This window comes from Erythrobacter sp. NFXS35, from assembly GCF_040148725.1.
Classification (GTDB): domain Bacteria; phylum Pseudomonadota; class Alphaproteobacteria; order Sphingomonadales; family Sphingomonadaceae; genus Erythrobacter.
This window is the reverse complement of sequence record NZ_JAGDEB010000002.1, coordinates 106,703-124,304: the sequence shown is the minus strand read 5'-3', so window position 1 is coordinate 124,304 and position 17,602 is coordinate 106,703. Positions and strand designations below refer to the sequence as shown.

The 17,602-nt window shown below is 65.1% G+C and carries 12 protein-coding genes; 7 read left to right on the top strand and 5 right to left on the bottom strand.

Annotated elements, in window-relative coordinates:
• Window positions 1-14: 14 nt before the first annotated feature.
• Together J3454_RS08035 and J3454_RS08030 are read left to right on the top strand one after the other, a co-directional pair.
• On the top strand, window positions 15-797 hold the full coding sequence (locus tag J3454_RS08035; protein WP_349513252.1) for an ATP-binding cassette domain-containing protein: 783 nt from the start codon (window positions 15-17) through the stop codon (window positions 795-797).
• The gene (locus J3454_RS08030) at window positions 797-2,335 is read left to right on the top strand and encodes an ABC transporter permease/substrate-binding protein (RefSeq protein WP_349513251.1); all 1,539 of its coding nucleotides are present in this window, start codon (window positions 797-799) and stop codon (window positions 2,333-2,335) included. The genes J3454_RS08035 and J3454_RS08030 overlap by 1 nt, the downstream gene beginning before the upstream one ends.
• Window positions 2,336-2,359: 24 nt before the next feature.
• Here J3454_RS08030 and J3454_RS08025 read toward each other — a convergent pair whose 3' ends face one another.
• From J3454_RS08025 to lgt, 3 genes are read right to left on the bottom strand one after another with little or no spacing between them, the layout of a single operon-like run.
• Window positions 2,360-2,797, bottom strand: a complete 438-nt coding sequence (locus J3454_RS08025) for a DUF2147 domain-containing protein (protein WP_349513913.1) — start codon at window positions 2,795-2,797, stop codon at window positions 2,360-2,362.
• Entirely contained in the window at window positions 2,797-5,040 is a 2,244-nt protein-coding gene (locus J3454_RS08020) for a class I SAM-dependent methyltransferase (protein WP_349513250.1), read from the bottom strand. The genes J3454_RS08025 and J3454_RS08020 overlap by 1 nt, the downstream gene beginning before the upstream one ends.
• Entirely contained in the window at window positions 4,944-5,840 is an 897-nt protein-coding gene (gene lgt / locus J3454_RS08015; protein ID WP_349513249.1) for a prolipoprotein diacylglyceryl transferase, read from the bottom strand. The genes J3454_RS08020 and lgt overlap by 97 nt, the downstream gene beginning before the upstream one ends.
• A 193-nt stretch (window positions 5,841-6,033) precedes the next feature.
• On the opposite strand from lgt, the gene J3454_RS08010 reads away from it, so the two are divergent.
• From J3454_RS08010 to J3454_RS08000, 3 genes are all read left to right on the top strand, one after another.
• A complete protein-coding gene (locus tag J3454_RS08010) occupies window positions 6,034-7,749 on the top strand; it encodes a class I adenylate-forming enzyme family protein (protein ID WP_349513248.1) in 1,716 nt (571 codons plus the stop codon).
• 66 nt (window positions 7,750-7,815) lie between these two features.
• Entirely contained in the window at window positions 7,816-10,575 is a 2,760-nt protein-coding gene (locus tag J3454_RS08005; RefSeq protein ID WP_349513247.1) for a [protein-PII] uridylyltransferase, read from the top strand.
• Window positions 10,576-10,724: 149 nt separating this feature from the next.
• Window positions 10,725-13,061 (top strand): TonB-dependent receptor, encoded by a 2,337-nt coding sequence (locus J3454_RS08000; protein ID WP_349513246.1) that lies wholly within the window; start codon window positions 10,725-10,727, stop codon window positions 13,059-13,061.
• A 153-nt stretch (window positions 13,062-13,214) separates the two neighbouring features.
• Here J3454_RS08000 and J3454_RS07995 read toward each other — a convergent pair whose 3' ends face one another.
• Window positions 13,215-13,694, bottom strand: coding sequence for a hypothetical protein (locus J3454_RS07995; RefSeq protein WP_349513245.1), 480 nt, complete (start codon window positions 13,692-13,694; stop codon window positions 13,215-13,217).
• Entirely contained in the window at window positions 13,694-14,356 is a 663-nt protein-coding gene (locus tag J3454_RS07990) for a YggS family pyridoxal phosphate-dependent enzyme (protein ID WP_349513244.1), read from the bottom strand. Before J3454_RS07990 ends, J3454_RS07995 begins: the two co-directional genes overlap by 1 nt.
• A 22-nt stretch (window positions 14,357-14,378) precedes the next feature.
• On the opposite strand from J3454_RS07990, the gene J3454_RS07985 reads away from it, so the two are divergent.
• Complete coding sequence (locus tag J3454_RS07985; RefSeq protein WP_349513243.1) at window positions 14,379-14,909, top strand: thiamine phosphate synthase; 531 nt, start codon at window positions 14,379-14,381, stop codon at window positions 14,907-14,909.
• Window positions 14,910-14,987: 78 nt separating this feature from the next.
• Window positions 14,988-17,408 (top strand): FtsK/SpoIIIE family DNA translocase, encoded by a 2,421-nt coding sequence (locus tag J3454_RS07980; RefSeq protein WP_349513242.1) that lies wholly within the window; start codon window positions 14,988-14,990, stop codon window positions 17,406-17,408.
• Window positions 17,409-17,602: the final 194 nt, after the last annotated feature.

Genomic DNA, 17,602 nt, shown 5'->3' with positions numbered 1-17,602 from the left:
TAGGGAACAGCAGCATGACGGCCACCGACCCCTTGCTCGTATTCGACGCCGTGACCCGCGCTTACGGCGAAGTGCTGGCGGTGGCGGGCGTGAGCTGCGCGATTGAGTCCGGCAGCCTCGTTGCGCTGGTGGGTGCGTCAGGTTCGGGCAAGTCGACGCTGCTCAAGATGGTCAACACACTGGTCGAGCCGACCGGCGGGGTCGTGCTGTTCGGCGGCGAGGATGTGACCACCTTGCCGCCTGCCCGCCTGCGCCGCAGAGTAGGATACGTGTTTCAGGGCATCGGCCTGTTTCCGCACATGAGCGTGGCCGAAAACATCGCCATCGGCCCGCGCCTGACCGGCGAGAAGCTGGCGGGGGAACGCATCAATGCACTGCTCGAACTGGTGGAACTCGAACCGGCGATGGCGACCCGCATGCCCGACGAGCTTTCCGGCGGGCAGCGCCAGCGCGTTGGCGTGGCGCGCGCGCTGGCGGGTGGGCCGGAGCTGCTGCTGATGGACGAACCCTTCGGCGCGCTCGATCCGCTGACCCGCGATGCGCTGGGCACCAAGGTGCGCGAATTGCACGAAAGGCTTGGCCTGACCACGGTGATGGTGACGCATGACATGGCCGAGGCGCTGCTGCTGGCAGACCGAGTGCTGGTGATGGACGGCGGCCACCTGGTCGCCGACGAGACCCCGCGTGCGTTGCTGGCGGGGGCGGGCGGCGACATTGCGCAGGGCCTCTTCGCGGTGCCGCGCCAGCAGGCCGAGCGGCTGGCGGCGTTGGAGAGTCTTGGGGAAACCCCGCACTGATGGGCGATATCTGGGAAATCCTCCCCGGCCTCGGCGACAAGCTTGCCGCGCATGTCGTGTTGTCGGCCAGCGCGATCGGCCTTGCGATGCTGATCGCCTTGCCGATGGCGGTGTGGGCGAGTCGCTCGCCCACGGTGTCGCGCATCGCGCTGGGGCTGGCGAGCCTCGTGCAGACCATCCCCGCGCTCGCGCTGCTGGCGCTGTTCTTTCCGCTGCTGTTGAGCTTGCGCAGCGTATTCGGCGAGGGCTTGCCGACGCTGGGGTTCCTGCCCGCGCTGATGGCGCTGACGCTATATGCGTTACTGCCGATTTTGCGGAATGCGGTGACGGCGCAAGCCAACCTCGATCCCGAGATTCTCGAAGCCGCCGACGGCGTGGGCATGACCAAATGGCAGAAACTGACGCTGGTCGAAGCGCCGCTGTCCGCGCCCTTCATCATGGCGGGCATCCGCACGGCATCGGTGTGGACCATCGGCGCGGCGACGCTCGCCACCACTATCGGCCAGCCCAGTCTCGGCGATCCTATCTTTGCGGGTCTCCAGACCCAGAATTGGGCGCTGGTTCTGGCCGGGTGTCTGGCGAGCGCGGGGCTTGCGCTGGCGGCGGATAACCTGCTGTGGGTGATCGAAGTGGGGCTGGCCAAACGCTCGCGCTGGATGACCTTTGGCGGGATCGCGGTGGTGCTGGCAGGTATTTTTGCGGCGCTGTGGGCGCAAGGCGCGGGCAGCGATGAACGCCGCATCGTCATCGCCTCCAAACAGTTCTCCGAACAATATATCCTCGCCAAGCTGATCGGGTCGCGGCTGGAGGCGGCGGGATACGTGGTCGAGTATCGCGACGGGCTGGGCAGCGCTGTGGTGCATTCCGCGGTCGCCAGTTCCAGCATCGACATTTCGGTCGACTACACCGGTACGATCTGGACCAATTACCTGAACCGCGACGACAATCCCGGACGCGAGGCGATGTATGAAACCATCCGCGACTGGGAATGGCGCGAGAATGGGGTGCGGGTGCTGGGACGATTGGGGTTCGAAAACGCCTATGCCTTTGCCATGCGGCAGGACCGGGCGGCGGAACTGGGCGTTACCTCGCTGGACGATCTGGCGGTGGTCGCTCCGCAGCTGACGGTGGGAGGCGACCCCGAGTTCTTCGAGCGGCCCGAATGGGTTGCGGTGCGCGATGCCTATGGCTTGCGGTTCGCGGATAACCGCAATTTCGCGCCGACGTTCATGTACAACGCGCTGCAATCGGGCGAGGCCGACGTTATCAGTGCCTACACTTCAGATGGGCGGATCGCGGCGGACAAGCTGGTGGTGCTCGACGACCCGGAAGGCGCGCTGCCGAGTTATGATGCGATGCTGATGCTCTCCCCGCGGATCGCGGACGACGCGGGCGTGATCGCGGCGCTGCAACCGCTGATTGGCGCGATCAGCGTCGAAGCGATGCGCGAGGCGAACCTTGCGGTGGACCGCGAGGACGAGGCGAAACTCACCCCGAGGGCGGCGGCGGCTGAGTTGGCGGAAAAGGTAGGCCTTTAGAACGCGCCCACCGGGGTGGAAATACTACCTTACCCGCTTCCAAATCTGAGTCTGGCAGAACGGGCCGATACAGCCTTTCACCTCCAGCACGTTCGCACCCGTTCGGCGGATGACCGAGCGGTAGCTTTTACCGCTCTTGGGATCATAGATTCTGCCGCGCCATAGATCGCCATCGGCGGTAAAGCCCGACAGGATCGGCAGACCGAGCAGGCGGCGCTTGCGCAAGACCGGATCGGGGTTGTTGATGTCGCGCTGGTCGTGGCCATCGGGCGGCGGGACGAGGAACTTGTCGACCGTGCCGCACAGCGTCCTTTCGGGCGCCGCCCTTCCGCATGGCTTGATCGCGACCACTGCGTCCCTTTCCGCTGTCACCCAGCGCCCGGCCACCGGCTCCGCTGCCAAGGCGGGGCCCGTCGCCGCCGCAAGCGCCGCCGCAAAGGTCAGCGCGGCCAGCCACTTCATCATGCAAACCCCACGCCGAACGGCCAGCGCCGCCCGCAAATACCGAGCACCTTGAACAGCGTGCCCATCTGATTGTCCTCCACCAGCCTGTCACGCTGACGCTTGATCTTGTCGGCCTCGCCCGGATTGCGCAGCTGGAGCGCTTCGGTCCGGGTATCGATGCCCATCTGGCGCAGCCATTCACCCTGATATTGCAGACCCATCACGTCCGCGCCCTGTTCGCGCGCGACGTGGGCGAGCAGTTCGAAATCGACATGGGCGGTGATGTCGGCCTCGCCCGGATGCGCGAACACATCGACCTTCTTGTGTGCCTTCAGCGCCTGCAAAGTGGTGCCGGCGCTGAGTTCCATATGGCCGTAATCGATGATCAGCGCGCCGCCGCCCTGATTTTTGAGGCGTTGCGCGATCTCGGTCATCACCGCGACCGCTGCCGGACTGGTTTCGATCGTCGCGCCCTGCGCCGCGCTTAGCCAGCTGGGGGGGACGATGGAATCCATCCGCTCCTTGCCGGCGCCAAACACGAAGTTGTCGCCGTCCAGCCCAACCATCCGTTCGAACCATCCATCGGCGGACCGCACCAGCTGGTGGATCGGCAGCGCATCGAAAAATTCGTTGGCGATGATCAGCAGCGGGGCATCTTCGGGCAGGGTCGAAAGATCGTGGTGATGGTGGCAGCCGGGAAATGCCTCGCGCTGCAACTGGCGCAATGTCGGCGAGGTTTCGACGAAGTGCACCTCCGGCGCGAATTCGTAGCGGGCTGCGGTCGTCAGCGCGTCCTTCGCCAGCGTGCCGCGTCCGGGGCCGAGTTCGACATAGTGAATGCGTTTGCGGGCGCCCATCCGCACCCACAGATCGGCGAACCACAGCCCGATCAGCTCGCCGAACATCTGGGTGACTTCCGGTGCGGTGATGAAATCCCCCTGATCGCCCAGTGGATCGCGGCTGGCGTAATAGCGCGCGTTGCTCTCGGCCATGAACTGCGCGAGGCTGATCGGGCCAGTCTCGCGAATCAGGCGGCGGAAGCTTTTGCCCAGATCGATCTTGGCGCGGGCGGCGGCTTCGGCTTCTAGGCGCGCCCGTTCATCGGCTGCCGCTTTCGCTTCGGCTTCGGCTTTCGCCTTGGCTTCCGCTTCGACCCGTGCACGTTCGGCCGCTTCGGCGTCGGCCTTCGCCTTGGCTTCGGCTGCCAAGCGGGCCTTCTCCGCGGCTTCCGCCTTTGCGCGAGCGGCGGCTTCGGCCTTCGCTTTTGCCTCGGCCTTCGCCTTCGCTTCCGCCTCTGCTTTCGCCTTCGCCTCTGCTTCGGCCCTCGCTTTCGCCTCGGCTTCAGCCTTTGCCTTCGCTTCTGCCTCTGCTTTCGCCTTGGCTTCCGCCTCCCTGCGGGCGTGTTCGGCGGCGGCCTTGGCGGCGGCTTCCGCTTCGGCTTTTGCGCGCGCTTCCGCTTCGGCTTTCGCCTTGGCTTCGGCTTTGGCTTTCGCTTCGGCTTCGCGGCGGGCCTGCTCCTCTGCCCGCTCTTTTTCCTTGGCTTCCTTGCGCGCTTTGGCTTCGGCTTCGGCCTTCGCCTGCGCTTCGGCGGCGAGCCGGGCGCGTTCGGCTGCCTCGGCTTCGCGGCGGGCACGGGCTTCGGCTGCGGCTTTCTCGCGCGCTTCGCGTTCGGCGGCGGCGCGAGCTTCGGCTTCGGCCTGCGCGCGCGCACGTTCCTCGCGCATCAGCCGCGCGCGTTCTTCGGCCTCGGCCTTTAGGCGTGCGAGAGCTTCGGCCTTGGCCATCGCCTCGGCTTCGGCCTTGGCCTTGGCTTCGGCCTTGGCCAGCGCGCGGGCCTCGGCTTCCTGACGGGCTTTCTCTTCCGCTTCGGCGCGGGCGCGGGCTTCCGCCTCTGCCGTCGCCTGTGCCTCGGCTTTGGCCTTCGCTTCCGCTTCGGCTCTCGCGCGCTCTTGCGCTTCGGCAAGGGCGCGGGCTTCGGCGTCAGCTTTCGCCTTGGCTTCGGTCGCGGCCTGCTCGCGCGCAGCGGCCTCGGCCTCGGCCTTCGCCGCCGCCTTCGCTGCCGCATCGGTTTTCGCCGTAGCCCGCTCCGCAGGCCCGGTGTCCGGATTGATCAGCCGCAGCCCGCCGCGCCATGCGCGCGGGCCTTCGGCGTCAACGTCGGACGTCAGGCCGGCGCCACGCCCCCGCTCGCCAGCGGCTTCTTCCGCAGCGCGAAGAACACGACAATCAATCCAGTCAAGATCAGCGGTATGCTTAGCCATTGCCCCATCGATAGCCCGGTCCGGGCCGCAAAGTCAGCCAATTGTGCATCCGGCTGACGGAAAAATTCATTAACGAAACGCGCGATCCCCATGCCGAGCGTGAACACGCCAACAAGCAAGCCGGGGCGATAGCGCGCGCGGGTTTTCCAGAACAGCAGCAACATGACGATCAGCAGCGCCAGCCCTTCCAGTCCGGCCTGATACAGCTGGCTGGGATGGCGCGCGAGTTCGTCCGCGCCGGGGAACACCATTGCCCATGGCACATCGGCGGGCCGCCCCCACAATTCACCGTTGATGAAATTGGCGAGTCGCCCCAGCAGCATCCCCATCGGCACGCTGACAGCGACATAATCGGCCACCCGCAGGAAGTTGAGCTTGTCGCGCCATGCGACGTAAGCCATCGCCGCCGCCACGCCTGCCAGCCCTCCATGAAACGCCATCCCGCCGTCCCACAGCCGCAGCAATTTCCAGCTGACGAATCCGTCGCCCGAAAAATCGGTGAAAGCGCTGGGAATGCCGGTCTCGCCGCCGGTGTAGAACAGCGCATAACCCAGTCTCCCGCCCAGAATCACCCCCAGCGTGCAGTAAAAGAACAGGTCGTCGGCATGGCGCTGCGCCATCGGTGCACCGGGCGCCCGCAGCATCCGCGATGTATGCCACCACGCGAAGATCACGCCGACAAGATAGGCAAGCGAATAATATCGCAGGGTGAAAAACCCCAGTTCGATACCCGGGCGCAGCCCGAGGTCCGACCAGTAGATCGGATCGGTAGCGCCGCTTGCAGCAAGTAGTGACAGCACGGAGCGAACCCCTTAATGGTGATGATATGCCGTATCGGCGGGCCTGATGTGGCCTCGTTTGCGCTGGCGCTTCTGGCACAGCGCGCGGGGCAGGGGAAGGGGCGCAGGCGCGCGGGCAGATAATGGGATCGGAAGACCGGACAGGCGAACGCCGCAGCGGTCTTCTTGTACACGAGAGAGGAAAGGACACCGCATGCCCACCCAGCTGGACAATGCGCTTGAAGCGATCATCACCGGCCTGACTGCACCCGGCCAGCCCTTCGCCCTCGCGCCTTATGTGCGCGACGGGGTGGAAATGCCCGCTTTCGCCGCCGCCCCGCCGAGCCTTGCGCATTATTTCGCGCATTTCTGCAACGAACACCGCGATCTGCCCTTCCTCGTCGATGGCGATGTGCGGCTGACCTTCGCCGAAACCTACAGCGCCGCGACCTGCGTTGCGGAAAGTCTGGTGCGCGACCACGGCATCCAGAAGGGTGACCGCATCGCCATCGCCGCGCGCAACTCGGCCAACTGGATGATCGCCTATATGGGCATCCTGATGGCGGGCGGCTGCGCAACGCTGCTCAACGGCTTTTCTTCCGGGGATGAACTGGCCTACGGAATCGATCTGGCCGAATGCAAGCTGGTGCTGGCCGATGAAGGCCGCGCCGCCCGGCTAGAAGGGCATGCACACAGTGCGAAGCTGGTTTTGTTCAGCCACGGCAATCCGCCGTCCGAAGGGCTCGCCGATCTCTGGGCGCTGCCGCAGGGCACAAGCGCGGCGATGGCGCTGCTGGGCCAGATCGGCCCTGACGATATCGCCACTATCCTCTACACCTCCGGTTCGACCGGGAGGTCCAAGGGCGCGTGGTCGGATCACCGCGGGGTCGTCCACGGTGTAATGAACTATGTCGCCCAGAGCGCGATGGCGAAGGTGCATATCGAGAGCCAGGAAGGCCCGATGACGGTTCAGCCCTGCGCGCTGGTGGCGGTGCCGCTGTTCCACGTTACCGGCGAAGTGCCGCTGTTCCTGCAAAGCTTCGCGATTGCGCGCAAGCTGGTGCTGATGCCGAAGTGGGACGCAGGCCTCGCGATCCGGCTGATGGCGGAAGAAAAGGTCACCTATTTCGTCGGCGTGCCGCTGATGAGCTATGAAATTGCAAGCCATCCCGACCGTGCCAAGTACGACCTTTCGGCGTGCAAGAGCTTTGCCGCTGGCGGCGCGCCGCGTCCGGTCGAGCACGTTACCCGGATCAAGGAAGCCTTCCCCGGCGGGTTCCCGCTGCTCGGCTATGGCCTTACGGAAACCAACGCGGTCGGCTGCGGCAATTTCAACGAGAATTACCTCGCCAAGCCGGGTTCCACCGGGCGGGCGAGCAAGCCGATGGTCGAACTCGCCATTCTCGACGATCTCGGCAATGCGCTGCCGCAGGGGCAGGTGGGCGAGGTGTGCATTCGCAGCGTCGCCAATTTCCGCGGCTACTGGAAGAACGACGAGGCGACCAAGGCCGCCTTCACCGACGACGGGTTCTTCCGCACCGGTGATCTGGGTTATCTCGATGCCGACGAATACCTGTTCATCGTCGACCGCAAGAAGGACATCATCATCCGCGGCGGCGAGAATATCTCCTGCATCGAGGTGGAAGATGCGATCTACGCGCATGACGACATTGGCGAATGTTCGGTGTTCGGCCTGCCCGACGAACGCTTCGGCGAAGTTCCGGCGGCGGTGTACCGCATGAAGGAAGGTCACGCCGCGATCACGCCCGCCGAACTGCGCGCCTTCCTGCTCGAACGGATCGCCCCGTTCAAGGTGCCGCTGGAACACCAGATCTGGTTCACCGAGGACGCGTTGCCGCGGCTCGGCACCCAGAAGATCGACAAGCGCAGCGTCAAGGCGCGGTACGGCGATGACAAGGTGGCGGCCTGATCCCCTGACCTGCCTGCGTCCCATCCTCGATGCCCTGGCCGGGGGCCTGATGCGGAAGCCCTTCCCGTGAGCCCCCGGGGTTTGCCCGGACAGCGGGCGATCATCGATCGGCGCGTGCTCGCCGACGAAATCGCTGCGCTGTTCGCGGCTGGCGGCGAAGGTGCGCGGGCGGATATCGTCAAGGCCCTGCGCCATGCGCTCGATACGGGCCGCGGCGAATTGGAACGCAGGTTGGCCGAACGACCATCGGCCGGACACGACGTGACAGGCGGCTATTCCTTCCTGACCGATCAACTGCTGCGGGTGATCCACGATCACGTAACCACGCACCTTTACCCGGTGCCGAACCGCACGCAGGCCGAACGGCTCGCGGTGCTGGCCGTGGGCGGTTACGGGCGGGCCGAGATGGCGCCGCATTCGGATATCGACATCGCCTTCATCACCCCGATGCGCCGCTCGCCGTGGTGCGAGCAGGTGATCGAGGCGATGCTGTATCTGTTGTGGGATCTGGGCCTGAAGGTCGGCCATTCGAGCCGCACTGTGGCCGACACCATGCGCTTGGCGAAGGAAGACCTGACGATCCGCACCGCGCTGCTCGAAGGGCGGCTGGTGTGGGGCGATCAGGCGCTTTACGAAGAATTGCGAAGCCGGTTCTGGAACGACGTGGTCAAGGGCAGCGAGCGGCAGTTCCTGACGCAGAAGCTGGCCGAACGCGATGCCCGGCACAAGCGGATGGGCGATAGCCGCTATGTCGTGGAGCCCAATATCAAGGACGGCAAGGGCGCGCTTCGCGACCTGCAGACGCTCTACTGGATCGGCAAATATGTCCACCGGGTGCAGAACGCCGCCGAACTGGTCGATGTCGGGCTGCTGACTCGCAGCGAATACCGCAGCTTCCGCCGGGCCGAAGGGTTCCTGCTGGCGGTGCGCAGTCACATGCACATCCTGACCGACCGCGCCGAGGATCGCCTGACCTTCGATCTGCAGCGGCAGGTTGCCGAACGGATGCATTTCGCCGACCGTCCCGGCAAGAGCGCGGTCGAGCGGTTCATGCAATATTACTTCCTGCAGGTGAAGCGGGTGGGCAGCCTGACGGGCGTGTTCCTGGCCCACATGGACGAGGAGTTCGCCAAGAAACGCACCCGCAGCGGGTTTTTTGCCGGCTGGACCCAGCGGCCTCGCGCGTTCAAGGGTTACGTGGTCGAAGGCGGGCGGCTGCGCGCACCGGGCGACGACTGGTTCCGCGCCGATCCGGTGCGGCTGATCGAAGTGTTCCAGCTGGCCGAGGCCGAAGGGCTGGAAGTCCACCCTGAAACCATGCGGCTCGCCGATCGCGATGCCAAGCTGATCGACGCCAAGCTGCGGCGGGACAAGCGCGCCAATGCGCTGTTTCTCGATCTGCTGGCAGGGCGCAAGGATCCCGAAACGGCCTTGCGCTGGATGAACGAGGCGGGCGTCTTCGGCCGGTTTGTCCCCGATTTCGGTCGGGTCAACGCGCAGATGCAGTTCGACATGTATCACCACTACACGGTCGACGAACACACGATCCGCGCTATTGGGTTGTTGAGCCAGATCGAGCGCGGGCTGCTGTCCGGCGATCATCCGCGCGCCACCCGCGAATTTCCCAAGCTCGCCTCGCGCCGGGCGCTTTATGTGGCAGTGCTACTGCACGATATCGCCAAGGGGCGCGGCGGCGATCATTCGGTGCTGGGGGCGGATGTCGCGCATGAATTGTGCCCGCGTTTCGGGCTGGACGAAAAGGAAACCGATCTGGTCGCCTGGCTGGTGTTGCAACACCTGCTGATGAGCCGCACTGCGCAGAAACGCGACCTTACCGATCCCAAGACGATCGAGGATTTCGTGGCCGAGGTGCAAAGCCTGGAACGGCTGCGCAACCTTGCGATCCTGACCGCAGTCGATATCCGCGCAGTCGGTCCGGGGACGTGGAACAGCTGGAAGGGACAACTTCTGGGCGAGCTTTACGACTCCGCGCAGGAGCGGTTGCGGCTGGGCCACAAGGGCAAGGGCCGCCAACAGCGAGTCGCGGCAAAGAAAGACGCGGTCGCGCGCCTGCTGGGCGAACGCGATCATCTGGTCGACACGATCGGCGCGCTGCTGTCCGACGCCTACTGGATCGCCGAGCCCGAGGACATCATCGCCAGCAATCTGGTGCAATATGATGCGGCGCAGGCAGCGCAGGACCAGCTTTCGATCCATTGCGAGCCGGACGAGACCCGCGGCGCGACCCGCGTCAACGTCATCGCCGCCGATCATCCGGGCCTGTTCTATCGCATGGCGGGCGGCATCCACCTGGCAGGCGCGAACATCATCGACGCGCGCATCCACACGACCAGAAACGGCTTTGCGGTCGATAATTTTCTGGTGCAGGATCAGCACGGCCAACCGTTCCGCGAGGCCGCGCAGATCGCGCGCATCCAGAAAGGCATCCGCGACGCGCTGCTGGCCGAGATCGAACTGGTTCCCCGGCTCGCCGCGCGCCCGCTCGCCCATTCGCGCGCCCGTGCCTTTGATGTCGCGCCACGTGTGGGTTTCGACAATGATGCTTCCAACCACTTCACCGTGATTGAAGTGAGCGCGCGCGACCGTCCGGCCTTGCTCAACCGGCTGGCTCACGCACTCTACAAGGCGAACCTGATCGTGCATTCGGCGCATGTCACTGCCTACGGCGAAGCGGCGGCGGACACTTTCTATGTCACCGATTTGACCGCGGGGAAGATCAAGGCGCCCGAACGGCTCGCCGAAATAGAAGCCGCGCTGCTCGATGCCGCCAGCGACCAGCGGCAGCAACAGCTTGAAAAGGCGTGATTGCAAACCCCCGCAGATAAGAAAGCCGGGAAGGTGTGGCGAGCGTGCTTCATGCTTGCGCAAATGCCCTTTTCCGCTGTGGAGATAGGTTGCAATCGTGTGACTTATTGCTAGGGCGGCCAGCCTCAACTCAGGGAGAGTTAAAAGACATGACCACCGCATCCTCCATGCGGAGCCCATTCCGGCTCGGCAAAATCGCTCTTATGCTCGGCACCGCCGCGCTGACTCCGTTCGCCGCGAACGCCCAGGACGCCGAAGGCGAAGCGCCGCGAGAAGCACGCGCCAGTTCGCTCGACACCATGAACGAAATCCTCGTCACCGGCACCAAGACGCGTGACCCGGAAAACGTGCAGGATGTGCCGCTGGCCATCACCGCGTTCAATTCCGACACGCTGGAAGCCTACAAGATCCGTGACATCTCGGGCCTGTCGTTCCAGGCGCCGACGGTCAGCCTCGACCAGGTCGGCACCAGCCGCGGCACCGCCAACTTCACCATCCGCGGCCTCGGCATCAACTCCTCGATCCCCTCGATCGACCCGACCGTCGGCGTGTTCGTGGACGGTGTCTATCTCGGCATCAACGGCGGCGTGGTGTTCGACCTTTTCGACCTTGAAAGTGTGGAAATCCTGCGCGGCCCGCAGGGCGTGCTGTTCGGTCGCAATGTCACCGGCGGCGCGGTGGTGATCAACACCGGCAACCCGACCGAGGATTTCCGCGGCAAGTTCCGCGCGGCGGTCGACGGCCCGGCGCTCGACGGCGGTCGCGGCGGCCCCAACTACACTGCCAGCGGTGTGATCAGTGGCCCGATCATCGAAGACAAGCTGTTGTTCAAGGTCGGCGCGTATTACAACAAGGACGAAGGTTATTTCCGTAACCTCGCTTCGGAAACCCTGAATGTGCCGGAGAACCACGGGCGTGCGGACACCAAGATCCTGCGCGGGGCACTGGAAGCGCGGCTCGGCGATCTGACCCTGACCGGTAAGCTCGATTACTTCGAAAGCGATGGCGATGGCCCCTCGGCCCAGAACCGCGCGTTGTTCGACCGCAACAGCTTCGACATCGCGATCGACAATCCCGGCGGATACGACAACAAGATTTGGACCGGCTCGCTCACTGCGGAATGGGACATTGGCCCCGGCACGCTGACCAACGTGTTCGGCTGGCGCGATTATGATGCCACCACCGATGGCGATATCGACGCGACCCCGCTGTTTCTGTTCCACTCGACCACCGAGACCGCGCAGGAGCAGTTCTCGAACGAACTGCGCTACGCGATGTCGTTCGACCGGCTCGACCTGACCATCGGCGGGTTCTGGTTCGATCAGGACCTTGCCTATACCGAAGTGCGGCAAGTGCCCCCCGCAACCCCGCTGACGTTCTACGGCGGCGGGCGCCAGAACCACGAAGTGCTCGGCGTGTTCGCCAATGCGCAGTACGAACTGGTCGACAACCTCTCGGTTATCGCGGGGATTCGCTGGAACCAGGAAACCAAGGATGCCGACGTCACCTTCGTGCGGCCGCGTCCCGAATGTTCCGTTGTTCAGGGAACCTGCCCGACCACCGGCACCAACCCCTTCATTCCGACGGAGGGCAACGGCTTTTCCGACCGGATCCGGTTCCGCAACATCTCGCCCAAACTCGGCCTGCAATACGAATTTGCCGATAGTCAGGTTTATGGCCACTGGAGCCGGGGCTTCCGTTCGGGCGGTTACAATTTCCGCATCACCAACGTCCCCGTGTTCAATGCCGCCGTGGCGGCAACCGGCATGCTCGGCTTCGATGAAGAGCAGGTCGACAATTACGAGATCGGCGGCAAGTTCCAGACCGCTGACCGTTCCTTCACGCTGAACGCCGCGGCCTATGTGACCAAGATCGGCAATATGCAGCGCGAAGTGAACCTGGCCGATCCGGGGGCGGGCGTGGTGCAGAACATCCTCAACACCGCCGATGCCACCATCGTCGGCTTCGAAGCCGAAGCGCGGATGCGGGTGTCGGAAGCACTGGTGTTCACAGCCAATATCGGGATTACCGATGCCGAGTATGACGAAGTGCTGTTCGACATTTCGGGCGACGGGATGATCGACGACGCCGATCTGGCGCTGAGCCTGCCGCGCGTTCCCCCGATCACCGTGGGCGCTGGCCTGATCCACGAACTCGACCTCGGCAGCAGCAACATCCTCACGCGGATCAACTACCAGTACCGTGACGAGGCAGCCTATACCGACGACAACCTCGGCTGGCTGAATGCGCTGAGCAACCTCGAAGCCAACGTCACCTGGAACACTCCCGTCGATGGGCTTGCGCTGTCGATCTACGGGCGCAACCTGCTCGACGAAGTGCAGGAAGGCGGCGATACGCAGGTTCCGTTCGGCGGACCGAATTCGACCGGCGTGCGCCAGCCCTTCGCGCCGAACCCGACTGCGGGCACGTTCTCGCCGCTGATGCGCGGCCGGAACATCGGCATCGAGGCATTGTTCGAGTTCTGATTTTCGCACCCCCTACCGGGGGTGCGATTTCCTCGCTCATGCGACCTGAAGGTCGCGTCGCTGCGGGCGGCCGGTCGGCCTTGCGGTCGCTTTGCGACCGATGCTCGCCGCGAAAGATCAGGGGCGCTCCGGCAACGGGGCGCCCTTTTTCGTTCAGCTTTCGGCGGTCGCCAGCAGGAGCGCAATAGTGCTGTCGTCGAAGGCGACGAAGGCCCATTCGATGCTTGCAGTGGTGATCGGGTTCCAGCCGAAATACATGCGGTTAGTGACGATCTGCCGTGTGACGGAATCGAAGCAGGCCAGAAAATCCTCCCCCATCGCCAGCGCGTTATCCTCGCCCAACCAGAGCTGCTGCGCGAACACCATGTTGTGGGCGAAGGCGTCGACCAGCGCAGCGCGGGCGGAGCGCGGGCCTTCCATGCCCACCTCGGCATCGAGCAGTTCCCAGTTGCCGCCGATCGGCGTCAGGCCAAGGCTGGTGACGAAGGCGTCGGCGCAGGAGGCATGCAGCCCCGGCGGGGTCGTGAGCGCATCTGCCGCGATCCGCACCGTGCCTCCATCGGCGTTTAAGCGCAGGTGCCATCTGGCGCGGAACGCGTCGAGCCGGGCGAGCGTGTCGCCCAGCCCTTGCATCACGGGCGTCCGCCGAACAGCGCGGTGCCGACCCGCACATGGGTTGCGCCCAGCATCACCGCGGTCTTGTAATCGCCGCTCATTCCCATGCTGAGTCCGGTCAGCCCGTGATCGGCCGCCAGCTTCGCCAATAGCGCGAAGAACGGGGCGGCTTCGGTGTCGGCGGGCGGGATGCACATCAGCCCGGCGAGCGGGATATCGGCGGCGCGCACCCGATCGAGAAAACCGGGCAGGTCGGCCAGCGCGCAGCCGCCCTTCTGGTCCTCGTCGCCGATATTGACCTGCACGAAGCACGGCACCCGTCGTCCGGCTTTGTCCATCGCCTTGGCCAGCGCCTTCAGCAGACTGGGCCGGTCAAGCGAATGGATATAGTCGAACAGCGCCACCGCTTCGTCGGCCTTGTTCGATTGCAGCTGGCCGATCAGGTGAAGCTCGATATCGGGATATTCGGCGCGCAGATCGGGCCATTTGCCAGCTGCTTCCTGCACGCGGTTCTCGCCGAACACGCGCTGGCCCGCCTCGATCAGCGGCTGGATCGCCTCTGGCCCATGCGTCTTGCTGACCGCGATCAGCGTGACATCGGCTGGCTCGCGCCGCGCGGGCTTGCACACACGGGTGATGTTGCCGCGAACTTCAGCGAGGCGGGAGGCTGTACTATCCATACAGCGGCGCTATAGCGCCGGCATGGCGCAAGACCAGTCCGTACCCGACATCTGGCTGCTTTCGGATGAGCGCAACGATGCGGTGCTCGAACAGGCCATCGGGCGGTTGCCGCCGCAGTCGGGCTTTGTTTTCAGGCACTACCACCTGACCGCTGAGGCTCGCGCGGCCCGCTTCGCGCAGCTTATGCCAATTCTGCGAAGCGCCGGACATTGGGCGATACTCTCGGGCAGTGTCACGATGGCCGAAGCATGGGGGGCAGACGGGGTCTATGGCGCGTTGCGTGCCGCCGCGCCTGCCGGGCCGCGCTGGATCGCCACCGCGCACAATGCCGCCGAAATCGCCGATGCGAACAGATTTGGTGCGAACGCAGTGATGCTCTCACCAGTGTTCCCGACCCGCTCGCATCCAGGGGGCGACACCCTAGGCAGCGACCGCTTCCGCGAACTCGCAGCGCTGTCGGGAATCCCGGTCATCGCGCTTGGCGGCATGACGGCAGAGCGTGCCGAAGCCCTCGATTGGCGGCGCTGGGCCGCGATCGATGGGCTGAGCTAGCGCAAACGCCCCGTCGCACACGGCTTGACCGGAGTCTCCCGAGGATTCATGATGTGTTCCGCTCAGGAGACTCCCGCCATGGCCAGCCGCGCCGTCACGCCCCGTAAAGCTGCCGTTCGCAGCAAGACCGACGCCGAATGGCGCGCGGGGCTGCGGCGTTCGCTCCGGCGGCTGGCGCAGATGGTGGGCGCGGGCGTGCTGCTGGGGGCCACGGTGTTCCTCACGCTGGCGCTCGTGAGCTACACCCAGACCGATCCCAGCGCTTCCACCGCTGCCGATCCGGGGCAGGTCGCAAACTGGATGGGCGCGCCGGGCGCGTGGATGGCGGACCGGGTACTGCTGATGTTCGGCCTGCCCGCAGCGCTGCTTTTGCCGCTGCTCTACATTTCCGCGCGCAAATTGTGGCGCGATGTGGAGAACGGCGACGAAGCGGAAACGACTCCGTGGTGGCTACCCACCGGGTTGCTGCTGATCGCGATGACGCTGCTTTCGACTGTGCTGGCGCTCGCTTTCGAAGGGCCGGGCGGGACGCTTCCGGCGCAGGCCGGGGGGCTTGCCGGTTTGCTCGGCGCAGGCGCGATCGAAGCTGTGGCGGCACGTTTCGGCGGAGAGGCGCAAGGCTGGGTCATCCTCGGCACCGCGCTCGCCTGCCTTGCCATCGGAGTCGCGCTGCTCACCCGGATTTTCGCGATCGACTGGCGGCTGCTGCTGAGCCTGCCCGAATTTCTCGGCGGCGGCTCGCTGGCCGGACTGATGCGCCGCCTGCCGCTGATGGGCCGCGCATCTGCGCCCGCGCTGGCCTTCGCCGGTGACGAGGAGGATGACGACGACGACGCGGCACCCGCCCGCCCGCGCCGCGCCGCCAAGGGCGATGCCGCCATGCCGCCAAGCGCCGAGGCGCCGCGCCGTGCGCCCGAGATCAGCGACCCCTCCGCTCCGCCCAAGCGCGCGCTGCCGACGAAGACGGCGCAGAAGGACATGTTCGCCGCCTTCAACCTGCCCAGCCTCGATCTTTTGGCCGAACCGCCGGTGGACAAGGCACCCAAGCTCGACAGAATGGCGCTGGAACGCAACGCCCGTCTGCTCGAAAACGTGCTCGATGATTTCAACGTAAAGGGTGAGATCACCGCCGTACGCACCGGCCCGGTGGTGACCATGTACGAACTCGAACCCGCGCCCGGGATCAAGGCCAGTCGCGTCGTGGGCCTTGCCGAAGACATCGCCCGCAACATGAGCGCGATTTCCGCCCGCGTCTCGCCGATACCCGGGCGGACGGTGATGGGGATCGAACTTCCCAATCAGGATCGCCAGGTGGTGATGCTGAAGGAACTGGCCGCCTGCGCCGATTTCGCCGATGCCAAGGGCAGCCTGCCGATCATTCTGGGCAAGGATATAGCGGGCGAACCGATCATCGCCGATCTGGCCGCGATGCCGCACCTGCTGGTCGCGGGCACCACCGGTTCGGGCAAGTCGGTCGGGCTGAACGTGATCCTGCTCAGCCTGTTGTATCGCTTCACGCCCAGCGAGCTGCGCCTGATCCTGATCGATCCCAAGGTGCTCGAACTCAAGACCTATGACGATATTCCGCACCTGCTTTCGCCAGTGGTGACGGAACCGCACAAATCCGTGCGCGCGCTGAAATGGGCGGTCGAGGAGATGGAGCGGCGGTACCGGATGATGAGCGCGGTCAGCAGCCGCAATATCCATTCGTTCAACGAAAAGGTCAGCGCCGCGATCGCCAAGGGCAAGCCGCTGGGTCGCCGGGTGCAGACCGGGTTCGATCCCGAAACCGGCGAGCAGTTGTTCGAGGAAGAACAGCTCGATTACCAGCCACTGCCGCAGATCGTGCTGATCGTCGACGAACTGGCTGACCTAATGGTGACGATCGGCAAGGAAATCGAAGTGCTGATCCAGCGCCTGTCGCAAAAATCACGTGCGGCGGGCATCCACCTGATCATGGCGACCCAGCGCCCTTCGGTCGACGTCATCACCGGCGTGATCAAGGCCAACCTGCCCACCCGTATCAGCTTCAAGGTGACCAGCCGGATCGACAGCCGTACCATCCTCGGCGAACAGGGGGCGGAGCAATTGCTGGGCAAAGGCGACATGTTGTATAAGCCCAACACCGGTGCGATGGTGCGCGTTCACGGCCCGTTTGTCTCCGACGAGGAAGTCGAGGCGGTCGCCGATTTCTGGCGCTCGCAAGGTTCGCCCGAATATGTCGATGCCGTGACCGAGGAACCCGAGGACGGCGGCTTCGGCTTCGAGGACGACATGACCGCGTCCGACAATCCCGAAGAACGCAAATACCGGCAGGCGTGTCAGGTGGTGATCGAAAACCAGAAGGCGTCCGGCAGCTGGCTTCAGCGCCAGATGGGCGTGGGCTACAACACTGCGGCCAAGTGGATCGAGCGGATGGAGGAAGATGGCCTCGTCGGCCCCGCCAACCATGTCGGACGACGCGAGATCTACCGCGACCGGGACGGGAACCCGCTTTGATTTTCGCGCAGTGACGCGCGATGCAGACCACCCCCCCCGCCTCCCCACCCGGCCACCAATAGTACCACTATGCTGTGGTGGCCGGGTGGGGAGGCGGGGGGGTGGTCTGCGCCACCACAGGTGGCCGCCACAAGGATGCATTTTGGCAACGTCTCGAAACTGTAAATCGGGGGTAACGCCCCCGTCACGCATCC